This window comes from Nocardia sp. NPDC049707, from assembly GCF_040674855.1.
Taxonomy (GTDB): Bacteria; Actinomycetota; Actinomycetes; order Mycobacteriales; family Mycobacteriaceae; genus Nocardia.
This window is the reverse complement of record NZ_JBFANN010000030.1, coordinates 1-22,346: the sequence shown is the minus strand read 5'-3', so window position 1 is coordinate 22,346 and position 22,346 is coordinate 1. Positions and strand designations below refer to the sequence as shown.

The window sequence follows — 22,346 nt, the reverse complement described above, 5'->3', positions numbered from 1 at the left end:
TCGGCCGGGAATCCGGGATGCTCGCCCGCTAGGACCGGAACGGACGAGCATCCCCCGCGGGTCACAATGCGCCCATACCGTCGCGAACGCCTTCGGTATCGGCTTCCTTGCCCTCGTGGCCGAATTCGGTGCGACAGAACGACACCAGTGTCTGGATCTTGGTCGTCAGGGTGGTTCCGCTGGGGTAGGCGACCACCACGGCGTTCTCAGGTACCTCGTCTGCGATACGTCGGTAGGCGATGGGGAAGCCATCATAGGTGTAGTCGCCGTAGGGGCGGCCCATGATGATGGTGTACCCGAGGCCCCGGGCAACCATCGAACGGATCGTCTCCACATTAGTACTGCGCCATTTCACGTTCGGCTTCATCCCCGCCGCGGTCATGAGGTCCTCGACGTGCCCGATGGACGGTTGAACTCCTAGCAAGATCGCGTCCTCATTCTCGAGTTCGCGCAGCGGGATCTCTTTCAGGTGTGCCAGGCGGTGCGTGGGTGCCAACGCCAACTGCAGGCGGACGGGAACGATCTCGACGCCGTCGATGCCGGCTTGGAGATGGTTGGCATACAACAGAGCGACATCGAGATTCCCTTCCCGCAGGTCGCGCTGTAACTCCACCGACGTGCCCTCTGCAAGCCGCAGATCCACCCCCGGGTATTCATTTGTGAAGTGCGCGGCGATGCGTGGGAAGAGCCACGGTGACAATGTGCTGAAACATCCGATACGCAGGGGGCCGATCAGCGTGCCTCGAAGCGCTTCGGCGACGTTGGTGATTCCCTCCGCGCCCGTGAGCACCGACTTTGCCTCGTTGTAGACCCATCGACCGGCCGGGGTGACAGCCGCACCGCGGCCACGATGACGCAAGGTCAGTTGAACTTTCAGGGTTCCTTCCAGCTGGCTGAGCGCCAACGACACACCGCCCGGTGAAACTCGGAGGCGTTTTGCTGCCTCGGTGACCGAGCCTTCTTCGACTACGGCGACGAAGAACTCCAACTGTCGGAGGGTGAACTGCATATTACTGATTGTAAATAACTTGTCTTCGCTATTTAGAGATACTGGTGACAAGTGTTCCAGCCGGACTGGTTTCGATCAGCGGTTCTTGTGTTGCAACTAGTTCGCTGAATGAGGTCACGATTGATCGAAGCGGGCGGGGATCCCGCCGCCACCGCGTAGCCCACGATGGCAGCGGGCCGAAGTGGCCCTTGCCGCAGCATCGCGACGAATGTCCGTGTGCCCCTTCGGTATAGGAGGTCTCGGCGGGTAGGGCGAAGTCGATGCCCGCGGTTGGTCGTCAGTCGGACCCCGCGTGCTCGCCTGTCGCTGACGGCGGGATCAGGAGGCGAGAGGGGTGTAGGTGGTGATTTCCCTGGACTCCAGGCGGGCAAGGCAATCGCCTACGACGTGCTCCTGGAAATGATCCGAGGCGCGGTGCGTCTGGAAGGCCGCGGCGTCCACGTACTCCTCGTAGATCATGAATCGTCGCGGGTCGTCGGTGCTGACGTGCGCCTGGTACGCGAGGTTGCCCGGCTCCTGCCGGGACAGCGGGGTGATGAGCCGGATGATGTCGGCGACTGCGCTCTCCTCGCCGTCGCGGGCGGTCCACACGGCTTGTACGACATAGGTCATGGCCGGCGACTCTATGGCGGAGGTCGCACTTTGTCATCTTTGAGCATGATGCTTGACATGTCAGGACGTAGCCGCTTAACGTCTCGTTCACCGACAGCACAGACGTAGACATCCTGTCAGTGGTCTTCCGTCTGTGCTTTCAGTCGTTTCCGTACCGCTGGCAGGGGTTTTCAACCCCGAAAGGCGGCGGCATGAACGACGGCCCTGCAAACACGAAAACGGCGGTCATCCGCAACGCGGGAGATGTTGCCGCTCTCATCGACACTCTCCAGGCCCTGGGCCGCCGCACCAACGCGATCTGGTTTCTCGCGCTGGCGGGACTGTTCCTGGACGCGTACTCCAACGCGGCGCTGGGGGCCGGCCTGTCCCCGATGGTCAAGCAGCTGGGCCTGTCACCCACGCAGGTCGGTGTGCTCACCGCGATGGCCCCGGCCATCGCGATCATCTCCAACCCCTTCGGCGGCTGGCTCGCGGCGCGGATCGGTCGGATCAAGCCGCTGCTGATGACCAAGGTCATCTTCGCGCTCGGCGCGGTGCTGACCGCGGTCGGCTCGGACTTCCAGACGGTCTTCGTCGGGCGGGGCCTGGTTGGCATCGCCTACGGCATCGACTTCGCTGTGGCGATGGCCCTGCTGGCCGAGTACACCCCGGCTTCGCTGAAGGGCAGGCTCAACTTCTGGCAGGGCGTCTGGTACACCGCGACCACCACGAACCTCCTGCTCACCCTGGTGTTCTACAAGTTCGACGTGGGTGCGGACATCTGGCGCTGGTCCGTCGCCTCCTCGGCCGCGTTCGCACTGCTCCTGTTCGTGTTGCAGCTGTTCTTCCTGGTCGAGAGCCCCACCTGGCTGGCGTCCAAGGGCAGGCTGCGGGAGTCCGTGGCGAACCTGCGCCGGATGTACGGGTTCGCCGTGGCGGAGGCGCCGCTGGAGAACGGGCAGGTCGAGAAGGTCGGGCACCAGGTCGGGTTCCGGGACGCGGGCGTGCTGTTCCGCCAGCCCTACCTCCCCCGGACCGTGCTGTCGACCGCGATCTCCCTCACCCAGGCCATGCAGTACTTCGCTGTGGGCTGGTACCTGCCGGTGATCAGCCTCGAGCTGTTCGGCAAGGAGTTCGAGAAGGCGACCCTGGGCGCCATGGCGTTCAACGCGGTCGGCATCGTCGGTGGCTGTCTGTCGGCCTATGCCGGGCGGCGGCTGGGCTTGCGGATCAGCTCGATGACGGGGTACGCGGTGGTGTTCGTCGCGCTGCTGGTCATGGGCGCGACGTTCAAGCAGTTGCCTGTCGGCCTGGCTGCGCTGCTGCCGGTGATATTCATTTTCTTCCACTCGGCGGGCCCCGGCCCCAACGGCAAGTCGATCGCGGCGCTGTCGTACCGGTCCGACATCCGCACGATGGGCACCGGCGTGACCGGCATGCTCGGCAGCCTCGGTTCGGTCGCGGGCCTGTACCTGTTCCCCCAGCTCCAGTCGGGCATCGGGGTGGGCAACAGTCTGATGGTCCTCTCGGTGGTGCCGCTGGTCGGCCTGCTCGTGTGCCTTGCGATCAAGTGGGACCCGACCCGCGTCGAGGTGAACCTGGAAGAGGAGGCCATCCGCCTCCATCAGCGCCAGCCGGTGTCGGCCTGAACGGGCTGAACCGGACCGATGAAAGGACCTTCGCAGATGACCAGGGAGCGCCGCCGAGGCGTACTCAGCATCGATGAGGGCACCACCGGTACCCGTGCCGCCATCGTCCTCGACGACGGCGACACGGCGGCACCGGCGTACCTGCCCATCTCGGTCAGATCGTCCAACCATGTACGCGTCGAACAGGACGCGACGGAGATCTGGGTGAACACCGTCCAGGTCTGCCGCGAGGCGCTGGACTGGGCGGCCGCGCACGGGGTGGAGGTCACCGGCGTGTCCATCTCCACCCAGCGCGCCACGGTCCTGCTGTGGGACACGGTGACCGGCACACCGCTCAGCCAGGCCGTGGTGTGGCAGGACCGCCGGTATGCGTCCCGGCTGCGGGCGTGGGAGCCGGAGTGGGACGCGTACCTCGTGGAGCACACCGGCCGGCCGGTCGGTGCCCGGGCACCGCTGCTGTGGGCGGCGGAGGAGATCACCCGGAACGAGGCCGTCGGCAGGGCTCATGACAAGGGCAGGCTGGCCTTCGGCTCGGTCGACACTTGGCTCGTCTGGAAGCTCACCGGGGGAGCGCGCCACGTCATGTCCGCCACGAACGCGGTGGCTGTGGGCGCCTACGACCTGCGGACAGGAGACTGGCACGAGCCGTGGGTGGAGTTCCTCGGCTGCCCGCGCGACGTGCTGCCGCGGATCGTCGACGAGGATGGCGACTTCGGCGTCACCGACCCGTCGGTTCTCGGCGGGCGGTTGCCGATCCTGTCGGTTATGGGTGACCAGCACGCGGCGATGATCGCGCTCGGCGCCCACCGGCCCGGCCAGGCCACGTGCGTCCACGGAACGGGCACCTTCCTCGATGCCGTTGCGGGCGACCGGCCGCCCACCCACCGCTGCCAGGTGCCCGGCGTGCTCACGCTGGTCGGCTGGCGGTCCCGGGGCGCGTCCATGTTCAGCGTGGAAGGTTACGCCGCGACGACCGGTTCCGCGATGCGCTGGCTGTGCGAAGAGATCGGGCTGTTCGAGTCGCCGAGCCGGCTGGCGGAACTGGCCCGTGAGCACACCGGCCCGACCCATGTGCGGTTCCTGCCCGCTCTGGCGGGACTACGGACTCCCGTCTGGTCGCCGGAGACCACCGGGATCCTCACCGGTCTCAGCCTGTCCACGACCCGGGCGGAGCTGGCCCGAGGCATCCTCGAAGGCTTCGCGCACTCGGTGTGCGACCTGCTGGAAGGCGTGGAGAAGGCCATGGGACAGCCCGTCACCGACCTGTTCTGCGGCGGCGGGCTCGCCACCAGCGACGTGCTGATGTCCAGCCAGGCCGACCTGGTCGGCCGACCGGTGCAGCGCGCCCGCGGCCATGAGACGGCCAGCTTGCGCGGCACCGCCTATGTCGGCGGAGTGCGGGCCGGGCTGTGGCCGAGCGTCGCGGCCGCCGTGGCAGGGCTGCCGGCGGGCCCCGTCTTCGAACCCACACTGTCCGACACCGAGCGCCAGGACGCCCGAGCCGCATGGCGCGATCTGATGGCCCGCCACGTCACGGCCGCCGTCGACCACGGCGCTCGGCCGCAGGGGCGCGGTTCCCGCGGCCCCGAACCCGACTCACAGGAGGAATCGACATCGTGATCCGGCTTCCCGAACGTAAGGCGAGGTCAGAGACGAGGAGCGCCATCCGCCGGACGCCGCTGACGCTCGACCGCCATGAGCAGATCGAACGGCTCGCCTCCAGCACCGTAGACGTTCTCGTCGTCGGTGGTGGTGTGACCGGCTGCTACACCGCACTCGACGCCGTCACCCGCGGCCTGACCGTGGCGCTGGTGGAACGGGACGACTTCGCGTCGGGCACGTCATCCAAGTCGTCCAAGATGGTGCACGGCGGCCTGCGCTACATCGAGCAGGGCAACCTGCCGCTGGTCCGACGCTCGCTGCTGGAGCGGCAGCGCTTCCGCCGCAACGCGCCGCACCTGGTGCAGCGACTGCCGTTCGTCTTTCCCGTGCTCGCCCAGGACGGCGTCTTCGACGCGCGCATCGCCAAAGCCTTCGAGGGTCTGCTCTGGACGTACGACCTTGCCGGCGGGTGGCGCATCGGCAGGCTGCACCAGCGTCTGAGCGTGCCCGAGGTCCTCGCCCGTGCGCCGCGGCTGCGCGCCGATCGGCTGAAGGGTGGGCTGCTCTATTACGACAGCCGTACCGACGACGCGCGCCTGACCCTGACCATCGCGCGAACCGCCGCGCACTTCGGGGCGACCGTGCTCAACGGCGCCACCTGCCGCGGCCTCCTACACGAGGGCGGCAGCGTACGGGGCGCGACCGTCGAGGTCGACGGCCGGGACATCGACGTGCGGGCGGGTGTCGTGATCAACGCCACCGGGGTCTGGTCCGACACGCTGGACGCCCTGTCGGACCCCGGCCACCGACCCAGGATCCGCCCCGCCAAGGGCGTGCACATCGTGGTGCCGTGGACCAGGCTGCCCGTCGACGGCACCGTGACCGTGCCCGTCCCCGGCCGGGCCCGTCGCGCGACCTGCACCCGCTGGGGGGACGTGGTCGTGGTCGGAACGACCGACACCGACTACGACGGCTCCTTGGACGAGGTGCTGTGCACCGTCGAGGAGATGCGGTACCTCCTCGATGGGGCGAACACAGCGTTCGATGCCGACCTCACACCCGCGGACGTGGTCGGTTCGATCGCCGGGCTCCGCCCCCTGGTCGGTGCGAAGGAGGGTGCCACCCTCGACATGAGCCGCGACCACCAGATCTCGACGGACGCGCGCGGGCTCGTCACGGTCACCGGCGGCAAGCTCACCACCAGCCGCCACATGGGCGAGCTCGTGGTCGACGAAGCGCTGAAGGTCCTCGGCCGCCGGGCGCGTTGCCGAACGGTGCGCCTCCCGCTGCTGGGCGGAGCCGGCTACGACACGGAGGCCACCTCGGCCACCGGCGGGCTGGGCGCCCATCTGGGCGAGCGGTACGGCACCGAGGCCAGGTTCGTCGCCGGGCTGTTCGCCGAGGATCCTTCCCTCGCCGAGCCGATCATCGAGGGCACCGCCTACCTGCGGGCCGAGGTCGTCTACGCGGCTCGTTGCGAGTTGGCGCGAACCGTCGACGATGTGCTGTCCCGCCGCACCCGGATGCGGGTGTTCGCCCGTGACCTGTCGGTGGATGCGGCGCCGGAGGTCGGCCGTCTGCTCCAGAAGGAGCTGGGTCTGTCGGATGCCGAGGTCGCCCAGCAGATCGACGACTACATCGCCAGCATCGACCGCGAGAAGAACGTACTGATGAAGGGACTTTCATGATCAGCAGGCAGACCATCACCCATCCGTTCAATCGGGGGGACTACGTCGTCGGCGCGCCAACCCCGCCGCGCTGGGCCGCCGACTGCCCGCCCGGCAAGGGGAGTGCCAGCCTGCAGACTGCCGTAGTCCGGGTTCCCGAGGCGGTCGTCGCCGAACTACGCACGGTCGCCGCCGCCGTGCACACGGACCGGGACGAGGTGATCCTGCGCACCCGCGACTGGTGGGCGGGCACGTCCATCGGCGAGACGGACGGCGCTCCGGCCACCCCGGACGCCGTGATCGTCGAAGCGGCCGACGAGGAGCAGGTGGCCGCCGTGGTCCGGGTCTGCCATGCGCACGGCATCCCCCTGACGGTCTCGGCCGGCCGCAGCAACGTCCTCGGCGCCGCGCTTCCGGTGTTCGGCGGGGTTGTGCTGGACGTTTGCCGCCTCAACCAGATCATCTCGTTCGACGCCGAGTCGATGACCGTCGAGGTACAGGCCGGCATGTTCGGTGACCTGTTCGAGAAGGAACTGCAGGAGGCGCACGGTGCCACTACCGGTCACTGGCCGTCTGCCTTCGCCATCTCCACCGTCGGCGGTTGGGCGGCCTGCCGCGGCGCGGGCCAGCTGTCCACCCGGTACGGGAAGATCGAGGACATGGTCGTCGGGCTCGACGTGGTCCTGCCGGATGGCACCCCTGCCAGCTTCGGCACCTACCCCCGGGCCGCCGTCGGCCCGGACTTGCGCCAGCTGTTCATCGGCTCCGAGGGCACGCTGGGCGTGATCACCCGGCTGCGGCTGCGCACCCACCGGCTGCCCTCCTACGCGGTGGGCCTCGCCTACGGGTTCGGCACCTTCGCCGCAGGGCTGGACGCCTGCCGAGAGATCCTTCAGCGCGGCGCGACGCCCGCCGTGCTGCGCCTGTACGACGCGCACGAGAGCGGCACTCACTTCGGCGAGCCGGACACCCACCTGCTGCTCGTTGCCGACGAGGGCGACCCGGCCCTGGTGGACGCGACCATGGCCATCGTCGAGAAGGTCTGCGCCGAGCGGGCGCCGGTGACGCTCGACGGCGACGCCGTCCTCGCCCGCTGGCTGGACGAGCGGATGCTCGTCGGCAAGTCCGGTGACGGCTTCGACAAGGGCCCCGGCTTCGTCGCCGACACCTGCGAGATCGCTGCGCCGTGGTCGATCCTGCCCGTTGTCTACGACGAGGTGGTGGCGGCCATCGAGGCGGTCCCCGGGACGCTGCGCGCGTCCGCACACCAGTCGCACGCCTACACCGACGGAGCCTGCCTGTACTTCTCGCTACGCGGCGACGTCGAACGGCCCCGCCGCCGCGAGTGGTACCGGGCCGCCTGGGACGCCGCCAACGAGGTGCTCATCCGGCACGGCGCCGCGATCAGCCACCATCACGGCGTGGGCCTGCTGCGCTCGCCGTACGTCGAGCCATCGCTGGGCAGCGGCTTCGGCACGCTGGTAGCGGTCAAGCAGGCCCTCGACCCGGCGGGGATCATGAACCCGGGGAAGCTGGGGCTGCCCAGCCGTTTCGGGTCCGGTACCGGTAAGTCCACGCAGGGTTAGTGCATAAGGTGGATCCGGTGAGCTCTCGTCCGAAACGTCCCGTTGATCAGCGCCTACTAACCGCACTGGCGGAGTATCCCGTCATGGCATCGCTCGTCGGCGTGACGATGGCGGAGCGCTTCGCCACGTCCTCGACCCCGCTCGGCATCCTCGCGTCCGTCCCGCTCGGCGACCTGGAGGCGACGGTCCGCCGCACGGCCGCCGCAGGCAAGATCGTGTTCGTCAATATGGACTCGACACCGGGTCTTGGCCACGACCCTGGCGCCCTGACCTATCTCAAGGGGATCGGGGCGATCGGGATCTGCTCCACCCGGTCGGCGATCATCGAGCGGGCGAGTGGCCTCGGCCTGCTGTCCATGCAGAAGGTGTTCGTGACGGACCGCTCCAACCTGCACCGCAGTATCCAGTCCATCGCCCGATCGAATCCGGACCTGGTCCAGCTCATGCCCGCGATCGTGCTGCGCTACACGGAGCGGCAGGCCAGGGACCTCGGGGTGCCGTATCTCGCGGCCGGGTTCGTCCAGGGGGAGGCGGACGTGGTCGAGGCGCTCCAGCATGGCGCGGCCGGCGTCTGCACCTCGGACGAGGACTTGTGGGAGCTACGCCGCTCGTCCCTGCACACCTTCTGAGTTCTCCCGCCCTCACCGCTGCTCGCTTCGACCCACGCGCAGGCCCGGATCACCTACCCGACGTTCGAGACGTCGGGTAGGTGATCTATGGCCGGTAACAGGGCCCGCGGCGGCCTGGAACGCAGGCGGAAACCTTCGCCGTGCGAATATCCGCAGCGGGGCCTGGTGCGCTGCCATGCGTGCGGCCGCCCATCCGGACCGGCCCGGCTCGAGGCAGCCGGGCCGGGCGTCGTCAGTCGAGGAAGTGTTCGAGTTCGGTGGTGACGAACTGGGGGTTCTCCTCGACGAGCCAGTGCCCCGCGTGCGGGACGTCGACGGCTCGCACGATGTTGGTCAGGCGGGCAGATACGGTGGCTCGGATCGCGTCGAGTTGGCCCTGGGCGGTCATGAGCAGGGTCGGGACGGATGTGGGTGGGTCCGCCACGGTTTCGCGGACGTCCTGGTCGAGAGCGCGGTAGAGCTCGAAGCCGCCCGACAGTGCCGCGGCTCTGCTGTAGGTGCGGGCGAATTCGTCGATCTCGGCGTCGGTGAACGGGGATTGTTCCGAGGTGCCGCCGAATGCCGAGCCGCCGAAGGAGACCTGCGGGTAGAACATGGCCAGGTACTCGCGGACGTGGTCGCCGACGATCGCTTCGGGGATCCGTTGCTGGGAGTGGAAGGCGATGTGCCAGCTCAGCGTGCGGTAGGTGCGTGCATCGATCGCGGGGCCGGGGAGCGGCAGGTCGAGGTAGCCGAGGCGGGCGGTGTCGGCGGGGAACTGGTCGGCGTACTCGAACGCGACGGCGGCGCCGAAGTCGTGTCCGACGACTCGGGCGTCCCGCACGCCGAGCCGGCCGGCGATCAGGGTGTGCACGTAGCGGGCGAGAGTGGCCTTGTCGTAGCCGGTCGGTGCGCCGGTGCTGTCACCGAGTCCGGGGAGGTCGACGGCGTAGACGGTGTGGTGTTCGGCGAGCGCGGGCATGATCGGCCACCAGCCGTACCAGGTCTGGGGCCAGCCGTGGATCAGTACCACCGGGGTGCCGTGGCCGCCGGTCACATAGTGCATGCGGACGCCGTCGACGTCGGTGAACTTGTGCTGAAAAGTGTTCTCGAACTTGGGATCCCCGTGCGTGGCGGCGGCGTAGGAGGGGACGGTGGGGGTTGTCGTGGAGCAGGCCGCGGTCCCCATCGTGAGCAGGATCGCGAGTGCGACGGTGGCGACCGTGCGCGTGCGGCGGAGCAGGCCGTGCGGCCGGGGTGCGGTGATCATGTGGTCCTGTCCTGGATGAACTCAGCGGCCGGTCGTTCCGTCGATCAGTTCGCGGAGGATGTCCGCGTGGCCCGCGTGGCGGCCGGTCTCCTCGATCATGTGCGTGAGTGCCCAGCGCAGGCTGGGAGCGGAAGAGCCCGCCCGCGGAACCGGCGCGCCGAGATCGGTGCAGCCGTCGAGTATTTCGTTGGCCCGCTCGACCGCCTCGCGATAGCTGGCGACGATGTCGGCCACGGTGTCGGTCGGGGCGGCCTGGAACGTCGCCTGCCAGTTGGTGACCCGGTCCCCGAGGAACATCGAGCGCTCGACGAAGGTGAGATGTCGGATCAGGCCGAGCAGGTTCGTACCCGACGGCACCGCGGCCGTTCGCACCTGCGGTTCGGCGGCGTCCTCGACCTTCGCGGCGATCTTGGCCCGCAGATAGTCGAGAAAGCCGCGCAGCACCTCGGCCTCGCTGCTTCCGGTCCGGGGCGGCGCAGTGTCGTTGCGGCGCTTGATGGTTGGCACGGTGGTCTCCTTCCCTGGGTGGGGTCAGGCTGTGCGGCGGATGAGCAGGACGTGATCGGTGACTTCGGTGGTGCGCCCGTCCGGTCCCGTCGCGGTACGGCGGGGCGCGTCGGCGCGCTCGACCGTCCATGTCGCCGGATCCAGGTCGATTCCGGCCGCGACCTCGTGCGGGGACGGGTACCGGACGTCGGGATCCTGATTCCACGACCGGGGCGCGGTCGAGCCGTGGTCGACGACCAGCAGCCGCCCGCCCGGCCGCAGCGCGTAGGCGGCCAGGCGCAGGACGGCGACCCTGTCGAAGTCGAACGGGGTGTGCAGGTAGTGAGCGCAGACCAGGTCGAACCGCCCCGCGGGAAAGGACTCGCGCAGGTCGTGCCGCTCGCCGGCGATCCGGTCGTCCAAGCCATGCGCGCGGGCGAGGCCGGCGAGCCGCTCGATCGCCACGGCCGAGATGTCGACGGCGGTCACCCGCCAACCGTGCTGAGCCAGCCACAGCGCGTCGCCGCCGTCGCCGCAGCCGAGGTCCAGTGCGTCGCCGGGTGACACATCCGGAACCGTCTCGGCGAGAAGAACATTCGGGCGCGGGTTTGCGGGTGCCGGCCGGTCGGCGTACACGCCGTTCCAGAACGTGACCGCATCGGTGGTGGTCATCGAGACTCCTTCTGTCGGAATGGCTTCGGAGACGGCGGGGTGGGTAGGGCCCAGTCTCATCCGGTGCATCGCGATCTGGCACGCAATCTTGCGGTTCCGGCAAGATGGGCGCATGGACCCCGAAACAGATGACGTGCTCGACGCGGTGGGCCCGCGCCTGCGTGCGTTACGGCGCGAGCGCGGCATCACCCTCGCCGACCTCGCGACGACGACCGGCGTCTCCGAGAGCACACTGTCCCGGCTGGAGAGCGGGCAGCGCCGGGCAACTCTCGAGTTGCTGCTGCCGCTCGCTCGCACCTACGACGTGCCGTTGGACGACCTCGTCGGTGCGCCCCGCACCGGCGATCCCCGAATCCATCTGAAACCGATCCGGCGGCACGGGATGATCTTCGTGCCGCTGTCTCGGCGGCCGGGCGGGGTGCACGCGTTCAAGATGATCATTCCCGCGCGTCCGGCACCGCTGGAGCCGACCCCGCAGACGCACGACGGCTTCGAGTGGCTGTATGTACTCAACGGCCGCCTCCGCTTGGTAGTCGGCGAGCGCGACCTGACCTTGCCGCCCGGCGAGGCCGCGGAATTCGACACCTCCGTACCGCACTGGCTGGGCAGCGCCGACGGTGGCACGGTCGAGCTGCTCATCCTGTTCGGCTTGCAGGGTCTGCGATCGCATGTCCACGCCGACCGCATCGCTGAGCTTCCCGGGGAGCCGGCTCTGCGGCGTTGACTGGGTGGGTGAGTTCCTCGCCGCGATGCAATCCGGGCAATACGCCTCGGATGGATCACCCTCAGCAGGTGAAGGACCGGATCGGCGCTCGCAACCATCACCACCAGGGTTCCGGACTGGTGAAGTCGCGTATTCAACTGTCTCCGGTTGTGGCGCATTGCCAGGGCTTTATGAGGTCCGGTTGTGGCCATCGGACCTTTTGTCCCATGTCAGCGCCGTCCCTCGGCCAGATCCTGGTGAGTCGCATCCGATGCGAGAATCTCGCGCCGGATGCGACTGCCCGCGAAACCGCAGGTAACTGAGTCGAATCCGTCCATCGAAGTATCTGGTCGGCATACTCTGTCAACGCCCGCTGTGTCGCCGGATTCCGTTGGCCGCGAGCACCTTCGCCCCCCGAAGCGCGGCTGGCGCAGACGCAGTCGCGAGTTCGCATCCGCTGCAATTGGCGGCAGTTGCAGTAATCGCGCGAAAAACAACGACAATGGCTTGAACAGCAGCGATGTCGCGTTGTCGGTTGGATGCTCGGCTTGGCTGCCGACGAGGTCGGTCGCTGAGCCAACCACCCTCTCCCGCAGCAGAATCAGCCATCATCAGGCGCTACGCCATTGTCCCATCTCGGCGACCATGAGGCATGGCCAGCGGCGGGAGCTGGGCTGCCACAGTTACGTGAGGCTCGCAGCGGCGGTGGTTGTCTCATTGATGTTGAGGCAAGTCATCGAACCCTAGGGCGTCTCGTCGGCGATCTATAACGATCCGCGCGTCCGGTGACGCGCACTGCGGGCATGGTCGCGCGTTCGGCCCTCTGGCATTTGCAACCGTGAGAACGCTCCGTCGCTGTCGTCGTGTCACAGCTGCAGAACTCTGATGCGTTGCCCGACAGTCGAATCTGCCGCAGTGGTGTCGTGTCCGATGTCGAGCAGTCGTTTGGGTCAGGACAGGACGTATCGTGATGCCACTATCCGGGCGCCATTGGGATGGTCACCCACACAGCGCGTGACTGAGCAAGCTGCCGATATCCTGGGGGGAGGGTGTGCCGGTGTAGGAGAACGTGATTGCGCGGGCGGCCGTGGTGGCACCGGAGATGGCGGAGAAGCCGTTGACGTTACCGACGTGACCGACAAATTTTGCGCCGCACGGTAGCTGGGTGTATCCGACGCCGAGCCCATAGGACATGCCGTCACCGTGGCCCATGTCGACCCCGTCGAGCATCTGTTGTAGTTGGGCTCGGGGCACCACCTGCCCAGCCAGCAGCGCGGTGTAGAAGTGGTTGAGGTCGGCGCCGGTGCTGACCAGCGCGCCCGACGTCCACGGTACCGACGGCTCTATGCGTGTCTCGTCGGTGACGGTGCCGTCGACGGTTGCGTAGCCGCTCGGATGTGGGTCGCGCAGACCGGTTTCGCCGGTGGCCGGTAGATAGGTGTCCGACAAGCCCAGCGGGGTGAGTATGCGGTCGCGCAGCTCATCGCTGTAGCGGTGCCTGGTCACTGCCTCGATCAGCATGCCGGCGACGATGTAGTTGGTGTTGGTGTATTTGAATCGGGTACCGGGGGCGAACTGCGCAGGATGCTGCAAGGCGAGGGCGACCTCCTGCTCGGGGGTGTAGGTGCGGCCGGTCTGTGCTGCCGTGTACTCGTTTATCTCCGGGGATTCGGTCGGTTCGGGCAGTCCGCTTCGATGCCCCAGGAGCTGGCGGACGGTAATGGTGCGCCCGTCGACGCCGTCGCCGGTGAGCAGACCGGGCAGATACATGTCGATCGGCTGGTCGAGGTCGATCTTGTGTTCGGCCACCAGTTGCAGCACGATCGCGGCGGTGAAGGTCTTGGTGATGCTGCCGACCCGTACGTGCTGGGGAGGATCGGTTGGGATCGGAGTCCCTGCTGCGATATCGGCGAGACCGGAGGCCACGACGGTGGTGGTGCCGTTTTCGGTGAGGGTGGCGAGGGCTCCGACGGCGCCGGAGCGGATCAGCGCGTCGAGGTCGTCACGCACCATGTCCACGCGGGTGAGAGCACCTGAAGGTACGGGGGCGAGCTCGGCCGGGCTGGGTCTGCAGGCCGACAAAAGCACTGAGGTTGCGCAGATTGCAAGAGTACAGGCTCGGATATGCATGATCCGACGGTAGGAATCCGAGGCCGGTAGCGCATCGGACTGTAGTACAACGGCATATCGGACTGGAGTACTAGGCTCGGATCAGCCTGCGGGCAGCCACGCCCCGCGTTGCCACACACTGTGGGCTCGCCTGGGCTGGGACGCTTGCGCTATCGGTCACTGCCGCGGTGGGGTCATTGCCGATACCCGCCGTCAACACAACCGCTTCGAATACCTGAGGTGCCGGACACCTCAGATCAACGAGACTGCCTCGGGATCAACGAGATGGGACAGCCATATCCGTTGTGTTTTGGGCGATTACTACCGGGACCGCTTGTAGCAGTTTTCGAGACTGGATTTCGAGGGGCTCAGGTAGCGGTGCGGCGAGGTCTTCGGAATGCCGGTCTTGGTTGCGATTTCGCCGAGGCTGTCTCCTTGTTGGCGCAGCAGACGGGCGTAGTCGATTCTGTCGTCGGGGTGGGCGTTTGGCCGGCCGATGCGGCGGTCCTTAATGGTCAATGGCTGCCAGTGCAGGTTTCGTGTGCCTGCTCGGGTTTCACTGCCCAGAACAGGGTGTGTCCGCTGTTGCCTTCGGGAGCGAATTCTTCGCGGAGGACCTCGAGGCCGGCGCCTATGAGCCAGGCCCGGTAGGTGGAGGCGTCGGCCTGGCTCCATCACATGGTTGTGCCGCTCCCGAGCCAGTTGTCGTCGCTGCCCGTCCAGGCTCGATGGCCAGTGGTAGTGACGAGCAAGCCCTGCGGCCGCAGCCATCCGGCGATCTTGGCAAGCAGCGGGAACTGCTGATCCAGTGGCAGGTGGATCAGCATATAGAGGCAGACGACCGCGTCGAACGATTCCGGCTCGAAGTCGATGGCTGTCGCGTCGGCGGGGATGAAGTCGGCGTCCGGCACGAGCCGACGGGCTCTGCCGATCTGAACGTCACTGATATCGACGCCGACCACCCGCCGGCCCGTCGCCGCCAGTACGCGGGCGACAGGGATCCCGGACCCGCAGCCGAGGTCGAGCACCCTTGCCGCGGACGAGATCTGCCGGTCGAGTTCAGCCAGCCATACCCGATATTTGGTCTCCCCGCCGAAGGCCTGGTCGTAGTGTTCGGACAGATGGTCGTAGCCTTGCCGGACCAGCTCTTTGGGATCGTCAGTGCTCACCTCCGGCATCCTGGCATCACCGGATGCTTGCGGAACAACGGTTTTCGCGATCGCACTGATGGTTGGTGCAGCCCTCGCCACCTCCAACATCACCACCGACGCCGCCGCATACTTCGGCCTGCCCGGCGACCGCACCGTCATCGTAGGGTCCCACATCGAGGTATAGGAACCTATCCCTGTGCCCGCTCGTTTCGCGGCCACCTTGCGCGCGTCGGTGCACTCGCCCACACAGCCGAAGCTGATCGAGCACACCAAGACCGGGGTCTGGGCTGCCGTCCCTGGGCCGCGACCGCTGCCGCAATCGCACTGGCCGCCGCGAACCGGCGTCCTCGCCTACCGAGTCGCGAGATGGGGCTGAGCATGGGTGGGATGGTGTCGGCCCGACGGGCGCGATCCCCACGACCGTCGTGAGCGCCGCTGCCCACACCCAACCGTGACCCACGGCCGCTCGGTGACGACCTTGCCTCGCTGCGCGAGGGGTGTCTCGATCTCTACTCTGTGATACAGTCTAGTGGTAGTCACTAGCACTGAATAGTGGATTTCGATGGAAGGGGGCGGCTACGGACAATTTGACGGAGATGCTGAAAGGTACGCTCGAAGGCTGCGTCCTCGAGATCATCGGCACCGAGGAGACATATGGTTATGCCATTACGCGCCGGTTGAACGAACTCGGTTTCGCAGACGTCATCGAAGGGACCGTCTACGCCATCCTGCTGCGGTTGGAAAAGAACGGGCTGGTCGATGTTTCGAAACGACCGTCCGAAGTCGGCCCGCCGCGCAAATTTTACGCACTCAACGATGCGGGACGCAATGAACTCGCGGCGTTCTGGGTGAAATGGGAATACGTCTCATCGCGCATCAATAAGCTCAAGGACAGCGAGAAATGAACTTCTGGGAGACAATCACAGGCAGCGATCTGACCAGGGAATATAAAGCCTTCGAAGCTCGAGTCGAGGCCCTCCCGGCGGAGTATCGAGCAGCATGGGAGGAGGTCAAGATCCATCTCTCCCCCTATTCGGACATCACGGGTCGCCGCCTGATGCCGATTCTCGACGGCGCTCTGGGGCTGCTCGAGGAAGCAGCATCGGATGGCCAGAGTCTCCGCGAGGCGCTGGGCGGCGACATCAAAGGCTTCTGTGCGGCGATTGCCGGCGAAGAAGGAGCCAAGAATTATCGCGACAAGTGGCGCGACCAGCTGAACAAGAACGTTGCAAGGAAACTGGGCCGGCTAGGAGGATAGGGTGGGCATCCGCGACATCATCGAAGGTAAGAGGGAATGGCGGGCGCACATGGCGCGGGTCAAGGCGCTCCCGCCCGATTACCAGATTGTCTACAAAGAGATTCAAAAATATTATTTCAAGATCGGGCCAGTCGAATTGGTCGATGGGAGCTTGCTCTCGGGGATTCTCGATTTCTTCGAGGAAGGGGTCGCAGCCGAGAAAGGGGTCATGGAACTCATCGGCACTGATGTCGCGACTTTCTGCGACGAGCTGGTAAAAGACTCACGGACCTATGTCGACATCTATCAGGAGTCTGTCAGCAAGGAAGTCGGTGACGGGATGAAATGATCTCCGTTGTTCCGCCGGCCACCTGTGGTCGAGTATTGGGTGGGGGAAAGCCTGCCCTCGAGCGGGGGTTTCTATCGTTGTGTCGATTTTCTTTGTCAGCGTGCGCCCGGGTCCGAGACAGGCGGTGAACGTCAAAGTGGCCCGATAGCGGGTGGGGGTCACGGCGGTGACTACCGCCCCATGGTGTCCTCGCGCCGCACCGCTTGGCGCCGCGACCGTCCATGGACGTGCAACGCATCGTCGGCGCCGGTCCGCGGTTCTCGCCCGCGGTTCTAAGGACTTCAGCATTGACGGTCCGGCTCTCGATCAGGTTGTTGGGGTGCATCGAAGATGTCGCGCAAAGCGGCCGAGGTGTCCATCCGCACTCGTTGCGCGGCTGGGTCACAAGCCCGAACGCCTGCCCACGAGAGAGCGATCCCGCGTTCGGCGAGCCGAGATCTGTCGCACTAGTGCCGCCCGCTGAACGTTCGGGCGTGCCGCTGGCCGAAATCGGGAATCTGCTCGACTATCTCTCCCACGTCGAGGGCGGCCTCGATGATCCCCCTTGGTAAATCTCGGCGCTCGGGTGTCCTCTCCGCATGGGGGAGTCCGGCCGCATGCCACCCAGCTGAGATCTGCTGGAACGTGCGGCCGAATCATGTTGTGTCACAACCTGATACACAATAGGAGCGCTAAAGATCCGGTGAGCGCATTGCCTGCCACGGGATGATCGCGACTTGTAACTGCTGGAGGTCTCGCACACCTAGCGATATACGTATACATCTACTTATAAGTATAAAGTGCCTGACAAAACGGAAGGGTAATCACATGCACGCTCAACGCAGGGCCAACACCGACTCGAACAACTCGACCTGGACCGGCAACGATTCCGGGAGCGGTCGTAGTAGCGGTGTCGAAGAAGGCTGGGGAAAGGTTGCCGACGCGTTCCGCGCGAACTTCGAGGGAGAACCCGGCGAGGTGGGGGCGGCGTGCTGCGTCTACGTGGGCGGGCGCCGTGTCGTCGACCTGTGGAACGGCCTCGCTGATCGCCAGGCGAACCGACCGTGGGACGAAGACACCGTCGTCCAGGTCGCCTCCACGACGAAAGGCGCTACCGCCATCTGTGCCCACCTGCTGGCACAGCGCGGTCAGCTGGATCTGGACGCCCCGGTGGTCCAGTACTGGCCGGAGTTCGGCGCTGCCGGCAAGGAGCGAATCCCGGTGCGCTGGTTGCTGTCCCACCAGGCCGGTCTGCCCATCGTCGACGGACCGCTGACGTTCGAGCAGGCGTGCGCCTGGGAACCGGTCATCCGCGCGCTCGAGGCGCAGCAGCCGCTGTGGGAGCCGGGCACGGAGCACCTGTACCACGGCGTCACGTTCGGCCATCTGGTAGGGGAGGTCGTGCGCCGGATCTCCGGCAAGTCGCTCGGCACGTTCTTCGCCGACGAGGTGGCTGCCCCGCTCGGACTGAGCGCCTGGATCGGGTTGCCCGAGCAAGAAGAGGACCGGGTGGCCCGGATCGAATACGCGGCTCCGTTCAGCCTCGAGCAGTTGACCGCCGGGATGATCAAGGCGACCGGGCTCGACGCAGACACGGTCACCGCATGGTTCGAGGCCGGGTGGGGTCCGGACTCGCCCGCGATCCGCGCCGGCTCGCTCGGCGGCGCATTGGACAACCTGGCCGACCCCGCGACCGCGTACTACACCACGCGTGCCTGGCGCGCGGCCGAGTTCCCGGCCGCGAACGGGATCGCCGACGCGGCCTCGGTGGCACGGATGTATGCCGCCACGGTGAGCGAGGTCGACGGCGTGCGGCTGCTCGATCCGTCAACTGTCGAGAGGGCGGCAGCCGTCCAGACCCACAAAACGCGGATGCATGGGCTGCCGCCGGAGCTGAACATCCCGGCCAGCCGCTCCTTCTACATGTCGCTCGGATTCTGGCGAGCCTGCCCGATGCTGCCGATGGTCGGGCCGGGATCGTTCGGCCACCCGGGCTCCGGCGGATCGATCGGCTTCGCGGACCCCGATGCCGGCGTCGGCTTCGGCTACGTCACCAATCTCTGGAACTTCCGGCCCGACGACCCGCGGGCGGCGAGCCTGGCCGAGGCCGTCCGGTCCTGCCTCGGATGACGAGTGGGGAACACGCGCTCTGACAGCAGTCACCCAACCGACACGAAATCCGTTGCTGCGCAACGCTGAACAGACTCGTCGGCACGCGTGTTGGGCTCGCGGCGAACCTGTCGGTGCTGTCAGCGCAGTCCAAACCGCCAGTACAGCAGGGGCTTACCTCGCGCGAAACCTCGCTCAGCGCCGGATTTTCGCTCAGTTGGCCAGCTCAACCCCCGGGCGCGGCGATGATGCCGCGGGGACTCCGGGTAGGGCATCGCGCCACGTCGCCTCGGAGTTTGCGGTCGGTGCCATCCCATATTCGACGCGCTCGTATGCCTCCCTCGGCTTTCGCGGTTTTCGTCAGCTGTCGGTGCGGTCGCGGGCTGTGTGGGGCGTCGGCGGATTCGGTTGCCGCGGTGAGCGCTACCCGCGTCGCAGCGGCATACTTGCGCCATGACCACGGACCAGCCAGGTGAGATAGGCCCAGGAGACATTTACGAGGACTGTCACTTTCACCCTGTGCTGTGCACCCACATCAACGATGGCGATGAGATCGGCGGCATCTCCCTGATCGACGCCACCTCTCCGCGAGCCTGTTCTCTGAGCCACTGCGCGGTCATCAAACTATCCATCGACGATGTGATCGCGGCACGGGCCGACTGGCCCGCCCACCTCGCCCGCCGCAAGGCTGAGTTCGAATCCGAATACTCGCCCTCCCACTGATCTGCCTCCGGAAATCACGTGGCAAGCAGCAGGCGCGGCACGCCTGGACCGGCGCAGCCGCCCCTCAAGGGCAGCGGCGCGTTACGGTGCCCGGCCATGTTCCCCCTGATAAGGCTGGTTGAATCTGGTGGCGGGCCGCGAGAAGGACTGTAATGCCAGTTCTTCCCGCGGCCCTGGCGTCGTCACAGCATGAGCAGCGCGCGGTGGGCGATGCTGGTGCTCCTGCTCTGCAGCGGTCTGAGGACCAGGCGCACCAGCACGAGCGGGTTGTCGTCGCCCGCGATGCGGTTGGTGCTGAGTTCGCCGCAGGTCAGGCACTCGTGGATGAGCATCCATTCGCCGTCGGGGCGTGCGGACATGGACATGGCTTCCATACGGCCGCGGCAGGTGGCGGCCCGGTCGCCCGGGACGCGGGCGTCGACGTGCAGGCTGGCCAGACAGTGGGGGCAGTGGTTGCGGTGCCCGGTGCCTGGTGCGTCGAGAGACACGTCGAGTCGACAGTTGGCGCATTTGAAGTTATGGGCGCGGTGGCCGCCGTGCTCGTGGAGCACGTCCTTGGGTCTCTGCGGGCGGCGGTACACAGAGGACTGCGCTCGGGTGTTGTTGCGTCGCGACATGGTCATCTCCTCCTTCCCGGCCCGGTCACAGGCTGCCGAACGCTTCCAGCGGGAACGGCGGTTGGGCGAGCGGGCGGACGGCCATACGCATCAAGATGAGCTGGTTGTCGTCGGCGCAGACGGGGTTGGAGGTGAGCTCATCGCAGCGTACGCAGCGGTGGATGACCATCCAGTCGCCGGTGCGCAGTACGGCGATGGCGATCGGTGTCATCCGCCCGTGGCAGGTGCTCGGGCCGCCCTCGACGTGGTCGGTGATGTGCTGCGAGTGCAGACAGGATGGGCAGTGGTTACGACGTGTGCCGTCGGCGGTGGTTGCGGACACGGTCAGGCCGCACCACGCGCAGGCGAAGGTGTCGATGTTGGAAGTGTTAAAGGTGCTGTGGGTGGACACCCGGATGCTCCTTGCTGAGAAGTCGGACATGACAGCAAGAGCAGGCCGAGCAGCCTCGATGAGTAGACGCCGCACAGAAACACCTCGCCTTCGCAAGGAAGGGACGCGGAGTTCGGGCGTACCAGGGCACCGGAAACGGACGTCCGGTCGCCGCGCGATAGTGGCGGCAGAGGCAGCGGACGGTTATGCGGTGCGGTGAGGCGCGCTCGGCGCGGGCCGGGTCATAAACACACCCTCTCGAAGGCACAGGGCCCAGTGACCGGGCGATATGGCCCGGTATACGTCAGTGGCACGGACTGCAATGTACTCGCATGCCTGCCGCGGCCGCCAATGATTTTTGAGGGCTTCGCCAGAACGTGGGCAGCAGGGCGAGGTATCGGCTTCCCGGGCCGCCCCGGCCTCACCGTGGCAGCAAGACGGCAGGGACAGACCGAGCAGTCACGGCGATCGGTAACCGCTGCGGTCAGCCTGTGAGGGCGTAGTCCAGGCTGGTCAGGTGGCTGTCGACGGAATTGGGCAGCAGAGTCGAAACTGATTCGCCCAGCATGCATCTGCAGGCGAGACCTGCGGCGCCTCGAATATCGTGCAGAGCGGGTAGCTATGGCGTGCTCTGGTTGAGAACTCGGGTGGTCGGTGCGGTATACATGTGCGAATTCTGACGTCGTTATCCGCCTGAAATGCGGTGTCGATGGGCAGGCTGCGCCGGCGGCGGGCACCATCGGGCCGCGCGCACTGTCTGCGCGGCGGTGGCACAGTGAACCAGAGGCAAGCCCGAGCGAAGAGGAACAGACCATGAGCGGACGTACCCCCAGCCAGTGGGAAGAGCTCACTGCTGCTGATCCTGCGCATTCAACGTGGTATGTGGAGCGGTTCCGGGCAATGGCGGCCGAAGGCACGGATATCGTCGGGGAGGCGCGGCTGGTCGACGCGATGCTCGACCGCAGTGGCCGAGTCCTGGATGCGGGGTGCGGACCGGGGCGTGTGGGTGCGTACTTGCACCGAGCTGGTCACGTCGTGGTCGGCGTCGACGTCGACCCGGTGTTGATCGCCGCGGCGGAGCAGGACTATCCCGGTCCTACCTGGATAGTCGGTGATCTCGCCGAACTGGACTTGCCGAGCCGTGGGATCGCCGGCGACTTCGATGTCATCGTGTGTGCGGGGAACGTGATGACATTTCTGGCGCCGTCCACCCGGGCGGCGGTGCTGGCTGGGTTCGCCCGCCACCTCGCCCCAGCCGGTCGGGTGGTTGTGGGGTTCGGTGCCGATCGCGGTTACGAGTTCCCGCAGTTCCTGGCAGACGCCGACGACGCCGGACTCACGGTGGACTTGCGGCTATCGACGTGGGATCTACGTCCATTTACCGACGAGTCCGACTTTCTGGTGGCGGTGTTCTCGCGCGCGGATTGAAGCCTGCGGCCGCCCTGGGACATCCGCGGCCCGTCGCTCGAGAGCAGCAGTTATGAGGCGCGTGCCGCCTCGCCGGTCACGGACTGTTGGGCGAGGATTTCGAAGGCCCGCGCGTAGGTGGCGACCTCCCGCCGCTGAGTGATGGTCAATTCGGCGGTCAGGCGGGAACCCTACATGCTGTGGTGTGGCGTGCCGGTTGTGATCTCGTGTCGTTGCCTACGGCCGCCGGTGTGCTATCAGGACTGTCAGCGGCGAGTTGGAACTCCCCACTGGCGCCCACATAGCGGGGAGTTATGTGGCCACCACAGCAATTGAGTAGCGACGACGATCCGCCTCGGCGACTCTCCGATTGCGCGGCAACTTATGGTGCATTCCGCCGGCTCAGGATGCTTCCCAGCCGGATGAATTACAGGGCGAGCATGGCGGCGGCG

General features: G+C 66.8%; 24 protein-coding genes. 14 read left to right on the top strand and 10 right to left on the bottom strand.

From position 1 onward, the window contains the following. Positions 1–61 precede the first annotated feature (61 nt). A complete protein-coding gene (locus tag AB0J29_RS24465) occupies positions 62–988 on the bottom strand; it encodes a LysR substrate-binding domain-containing protein (RefSeq protein ID WP_364790512.1) in 927 nt (308 codons plus the stop codon). 339 nt (positions 989–1,327) lie between these two features. Continuing rightward, positions 1,328–1,621: a putative quinol monooxygenase gene (locus tag AB0J29_RS24460; RefSeq protein ID WP_364790509.1), complete on the bottom strand. Its 294-nt coding sequence runs from the start codon at positions 1,619–1,621 to the stop codon at positions 1,328–1,330. Between the two features lie 191 nt (positions 1,622–1,812). Here AB0J29_RS24460 and AB0J29_RS24455 point away from each other — a divergent pair, with 191 nt between their 5' ends. The 5 genes from AB0J29_RS24455 (at position 1,813) to AB0J29_RS24435 (ending at position 8,733) form a co-directional block, all read left to right on the top strand. Further along, on the top strand, positions 1,813–3,249 hold the full coding sequence (locus tag AB0J29_RS24455) for an MFS transporter (RefSeq protein ID WP_364790506.1): 1,437 nt from the start codon (positions 1,813–1,815) through the stop codon (positions 3,247–3,249). A gap of 36 nt (positions 3,250–3,285) precedes the next feature. Continuing rightward, the gene (locus AB0J29_RS24450) at positions 3,286–4,869 is read left to right on the top strand and encodes an FGGY family carbohydrate kinase (RefSeq protein ID WP_364790503.1); all 1,584 of its coding nucleotides are present in this window, start codon (positions 3,286–3,288) and stop codon (positions 4,867–4,869) included. Next, entirely contained in the window at positions 4,866–6,539 is a 1,674-nt protein-coding gene (locus tag AB0J29_RS24445; protein ID WP_364790500.1) for a glycerol-3-phosphate dehydrogenase/oxidase, read from the top strand. Before AB0J29_RS24450 ends, AB0J29_RS24445 begins: the two co-directional genes overlap by 4 nt. Next, positions 6,536–8,104 carry an FAD-binding oxidoreductase gene (locus tag AB0J29_RS24440; RefSeq protein WP_364790497.1) on the top strand — a complete coding sequence of 523 codons (1,569 nt, stop codon included), beginning with the start codon at positions 6,536–6,538 and terminating at the stop codon, positions 8,102–8,104. Before AB0J29_RS24445 ends, AB0J29_RS24440 begins: the two co-directional genes overlap by 4 nt. Positions 8,105–8,187: 83 nt before the next feature. Further along, the gene (locus tag AB0J29_RS24435; RefSeq protein ID WP_364790494.1) at positions 8,188–8,733 is read left to right on the top strand and encodes a glycerol-3-phosphate responsive antiterminator; all 546 of its coding nucleotides are present in this window, start codon (positions 8,188–8,190) and stop codon (positions 8,731–8,733) included. Positions 8,734–8,965: 232 nt separating this feature from the next. Here AB0J29_RS24435 and AB0J29_RS24430 read toward each other — a convergent pair whose 3' ends face one another. Genes AB0J29_RS24430 through AB0J29_RS24420 form a run of 3 tightly spaced genes read right to left on the bottom strand, consistent with a single transcriptional unit; the run spans position 8,966 to position 11,140 of the window. Next, on the bottom strand, positions 8,966–9,982 hold the full coding sequence (locus tag AB0J29_RS24430) for an alpha/beta hydrolase (protein ID WP_364790491.1): 1,017 nt from the start codon (positions 9,980–9,982) through the stop codon (positions 8,966–8,968). A gap of 21 nt (positions 9,983–10,003) precedes the next feature. Then, positions 10,004–10,489 (bottom strand): DinB family protein, encoded by a 486-nt coding sequence (locus AB0J29_RS24425; RefSeq protein WP_364790488.1) that lies wholly within the window; start codon positions 10,487–10,489, stop codon positions 10,004–10,006. 24 nt (positions 10,490–10,513) lie between these two features. Continuing rightward, positions 10,514–11,140, bottom strand: coding sequence for a class I SAM-dependent methyltransferase (locus tag AB0J29_RS24420; protein ID WP_364790485.1), 627 nt, complete (start codon positions 11,138–11,140; stop codon positions 10,514–10,516). A gap of 112 nt (positions 11,141–11,252) precedes the next feature. Here AB0J29_RS24420 and AB0J29_RS24415 point away from each other — a divergent pair, with 112 nt between their 5' ends. Then, on the top strand, positions 11,253–11,864 hold the full coding sequence (locus tag AB0J29_RS24415) for an XRE family transcriptional regulator (protein ID WP_364790482.1): 612 nt from the start codon (positions 11,253–11,255) through the stop codon (positions 11,862–11,864). 978 nt (positions 11,865–12,842) lie between these two features. Here AB0J29_RS24415 and AB0J29_RS24410 read toward each other — a convergent pair. From AB0J29_RS24410 to AB0J29_RS24400, 3 genes are all read right to left on the bottom strand, one after another. Next, entirely contained in the window at positions 12,843–13,856 is a 1,014-nt protein-coding gene (locus AB0J29_RS24410; RefSeq protein ID WP_364790728.1) for a serine hydrolase domain-containing protein, read from the bottom strand. Between the two features lie 417 nt (positions 13,857–14,273). Further along, positions 14,274–14,471 carry a hypothetical protein gene (locus AB0J29_RS24405; RefSeq protein WP_364790479.1) on the bottom strand — a complete coding sequence of 66 codons (198 nt, stop codon included), beginning with the start codon at positions 14,469–14,471 and terminating at the stop codon, positions 14,274–14,276. A 155-nt stretch (positions 14,472–14,626) separates the two neighbouring features. Continuing rightward, on the bottom strand, positions 14,627–15,121 hold the full coding sequence (locus tag AB0J29_RS24400; protein WP_364790476.1) for a class I SAM-dependent methyltransferase: 495 nt from the start codon (positions 15,119–15,121) through the stop codon (positions 14,627–14,629). Between AB0J29_RS24400 and AB0J29_RS24395 the strand changes: the two genes are divergently transcribed. The 7 genes from AB0J29_RS24395 to AB0J29_RS24365 all read left to right on the top strand — a co-directional run bounded on the left by AB0J29_RS24395 (position 15,114) and on the right by AB0J29_RS24365 (position 19,500). Then, on the top strand, positions 15,114–15,287 hold the full coding sequence (locus AB0J29_RS24395) for a hypothetical protein (RefSeq protein ID WP_364790473.1): 174 nt from the start codon (positions 15,114–15,116) through the stop codon (positions 15,285–15,287). The genes AB0J29_RS24400 and AB0J29_RS24395 overlap by 8 nt on opposite strands. A 12-nt stretch (positions 15,288–15,299) precedes the next feature. After that, positions 15,300–15,479 carry a hypothetical protein gene (locus AB0J29_RS24390; protein WP_364790470.1) on the top strand — a complete coding sequence of 60 codons (180 nt, stop codon included), beginning with the start codon at positions 15,300–15,302 and terminating at the stop codon, positions 15,477–15,479. A 220-nt stretch (positions 15,480–15,699) separates the two neighbouring features. After that, the gene (locus tag AB0J29_RS24385) at positions 15,700–16,008 is read left to right on the top strand and encodes a PadR family transcriptional regulator (protein WP_364790466.1); all 309 of its coding nucleotides are present in this window, start codon (positions 15,700–15,702) and stop codon (positions 16,006–16,008) included. Further along, positions 16,005–16,361, top strand: a complete 357-nt coding sequence (locus tag AB0J29_RS24380) for a DUF1048 domain-containing protein (protein WP_364790463.1) — start codon at positions 16,005–16,007, stop codon at positions 16,359–16,361. The genes AB0J29_RS24385 and AB0J29_RS24380 overlap by 4 nt, the downstream gene beginning before the upstream one ends. A 1-nt stretch (position 16,362) precedes the next feature. Continuing rightward, on the top strand, positions 16,363–16,689 hold the full coding sequence (locus tag AB0J29_RS24375) for a DUF1048 domain-containing protein (protein WP_364790460.1): 327 nt from the start codon (positions 16,363–16,365) through the stop codon (positions 16,687–16,689). 807 nt (positions 16,690–17,496) lie between these two features. After that, positions 17,497–18,798, top strand: a complete 1,302-nt coding sequence (locus tag AB0J29_RS24370; RefSeq protein ID WP_364790457.1) for a serine hydrolase domain-containing protein — start codon at positions 17,497–17,499, stop codon at positions 18,796–18,798. 432 nt (positions 18,799–19,230) lie between these two features. Further along, the gene (locus AB0J29_RS24365) at positions 19,231–19,500 is read left to right on the top strand and encodes a hypothetical protein (protein WP_364790454.1); all 270 of its coding nucleotides are present in this window, start codon (positions 19,231–19,233) and stop codon (positions 19,498–19,500) included. 182 nt (positions 19,501–19,682) lie between these two features. Here the strand turns inward: AB0J29_RS24365 and AB0J29_RS24360 are convergent, their stop codons facing one another. Both AB0J29_RS24360 and AB0J29_RS24355 read right to left on the bottom strand, forming a co-directional pair. Beyond that, complete coding sequence (locus AB0J29_RS24360) at positions 19,683–20,117, bottom strand: RNHCP domain-containing protein (protein WP_364790451.1); 435 nt, start codon at positions 20,115–20,117, stop codon at positions 19,683–19,685. Positions 20,118–20,142: 25 nt separating this feature from the next. Next, positions 20,143–20,508: an RNHCP domain-containing protein gene (locus tag AB0J29_RS24355; protein WP_364790448.1), complete on the bottom strand. Its 366-nt coding sequence runs from the start codon at positions 20,506–20,508 to the stop codon at positions 20,143–20,145. A 792-nt stretch (positions 20,509–21,300) separates the two neighbouring features. Here AB0J29_RS24355 and AB0J29_RS24350 point away from each other — a divergent pair. Further along, entirely contained in the window at positions 21,301–21,915 is a 615-nt protein-coding gene (locus AB0J29_RS24350; protein WP_364790445.1) for a class I SAM-dependent methyltransferase, read from the top strand. Positions 21,916–22,346: the final 431 nt, after the last annotated feature.

What these genes read in the sequence shown, in the direction of transcription:
- AB0J29_RS24380 (WP_364790463.1), top strand. Translation starts at nt 16,005, where the DNA reads ATGAACTTCTGGGAGACAATCACAGGCAGCGATCTGACCAGGGAATAT.
- AB0J29_RS24450 (WP_364790503.1), top strand. Translation starts at nt 3,286, where the DNA reads ATGACCAGGGAGCGCCGCCGAGGCGTACTCAGCATCGATGAGGGCACC.
- AB0J29_RS24410 (WP_364790728.1), bottom strand. Translation starts at nt 13,856, where the DNA reads ATGGTGCGTGACGACCTCGACGCGCTGATCCGCTCCGGCGCCGTCGGA.
- AB0J29_RS24415 (WP_364790482.1), top strand. Translation starts at nt 11,253, where the DNA reads ATGGACCCCGAAACAGATGACGTGCTCGACGCGGTGGGCCCGCGCCTG.
- AB0J29_RS24385 (WP_364790466.1), top strand. Translation starts at nt 15,700, where the DNA reads ATGCTGAAAGGTACGCTCGAAGGCTGCGTCCTCGAGATCATCGGCACC.
- AB0J29_RS24455 (WP_364790506.1), top strand. Translation starts at nt 1,813, where the DNA reads ATGAACGACGGCCCTGCAAACACGAAAACGGCGGTCATCCGCAACGCG.
- AB0J29_RS24420 (WP_364790485.1), bottom strand. Translation starts at nt 11,140, where the DNA reads ATGACCACCACCGATGCGGTCACGTTCTGGAACGGCGTGTACGCCGAC.
- AB0J29_RS24435 (WP_364790494.1), top strand. Translation starts at nt 8,188, where the DNA reads ATGGCATCGCTCGTCGGCGTGACGATGGCGGAGCGCTTCGCCACGTCC.
- AB0J29_RS24350 (WP_364790445.1), top strand. Translation starts at nt 21,301, where the DNA reads ATGAGCGGACGTACCCCCAGCCAGTGGGAAGAGCTCACTGCTGCTGAT.
- AB0J29_RS24360 (WP_364790451.1), bottom strand. Translation starts at nt 20,117, where the DNA reads ATGTCGCGACGCAACAACACCCGAGCGCAGTCCTCTGTGTACCGCCGC.
- AB0J29_RS24440 (WP_364790497.1), top strand. Translation starts at nt 6,536, where the DNA reads ATGATCAGCAGGCAGACCATCACCCATCCGTTCAATCGGGGGGACTAC.
- AB0J29_RS24370 (WP_364790457.1), top strand. Translation starts at nt 17,497, where the DNA reads ATGCACGCTCAACGCAGGGCCAACACCGACTCGAACAACTCGACCTGG.
- AB0J29_RS24430 (WP_364790491.1), bottom strand. Translation starts at nt 9,982, where the DNA reads ATGATCACCGCACCCCGGCCGCACGGCCTGCTCCGCCGCACGCGCACG.
- AB0J29_RS24460 (WP_364790509.1), bottom strand. Translation starts at nt 1,621, where the DNA reads ATGACCTATGTCGTACAAGCCGTGTGGACCGCCCGCGACGGCGAGGAG.
- AB0J29_RS24365 (WP_364790454.1), top strand. Translation starts at nt 19,231, where the DNA reads ATGACCACGGACCAGCCAGGTGAGATAGGCCCAGGAGACATTTACGAG.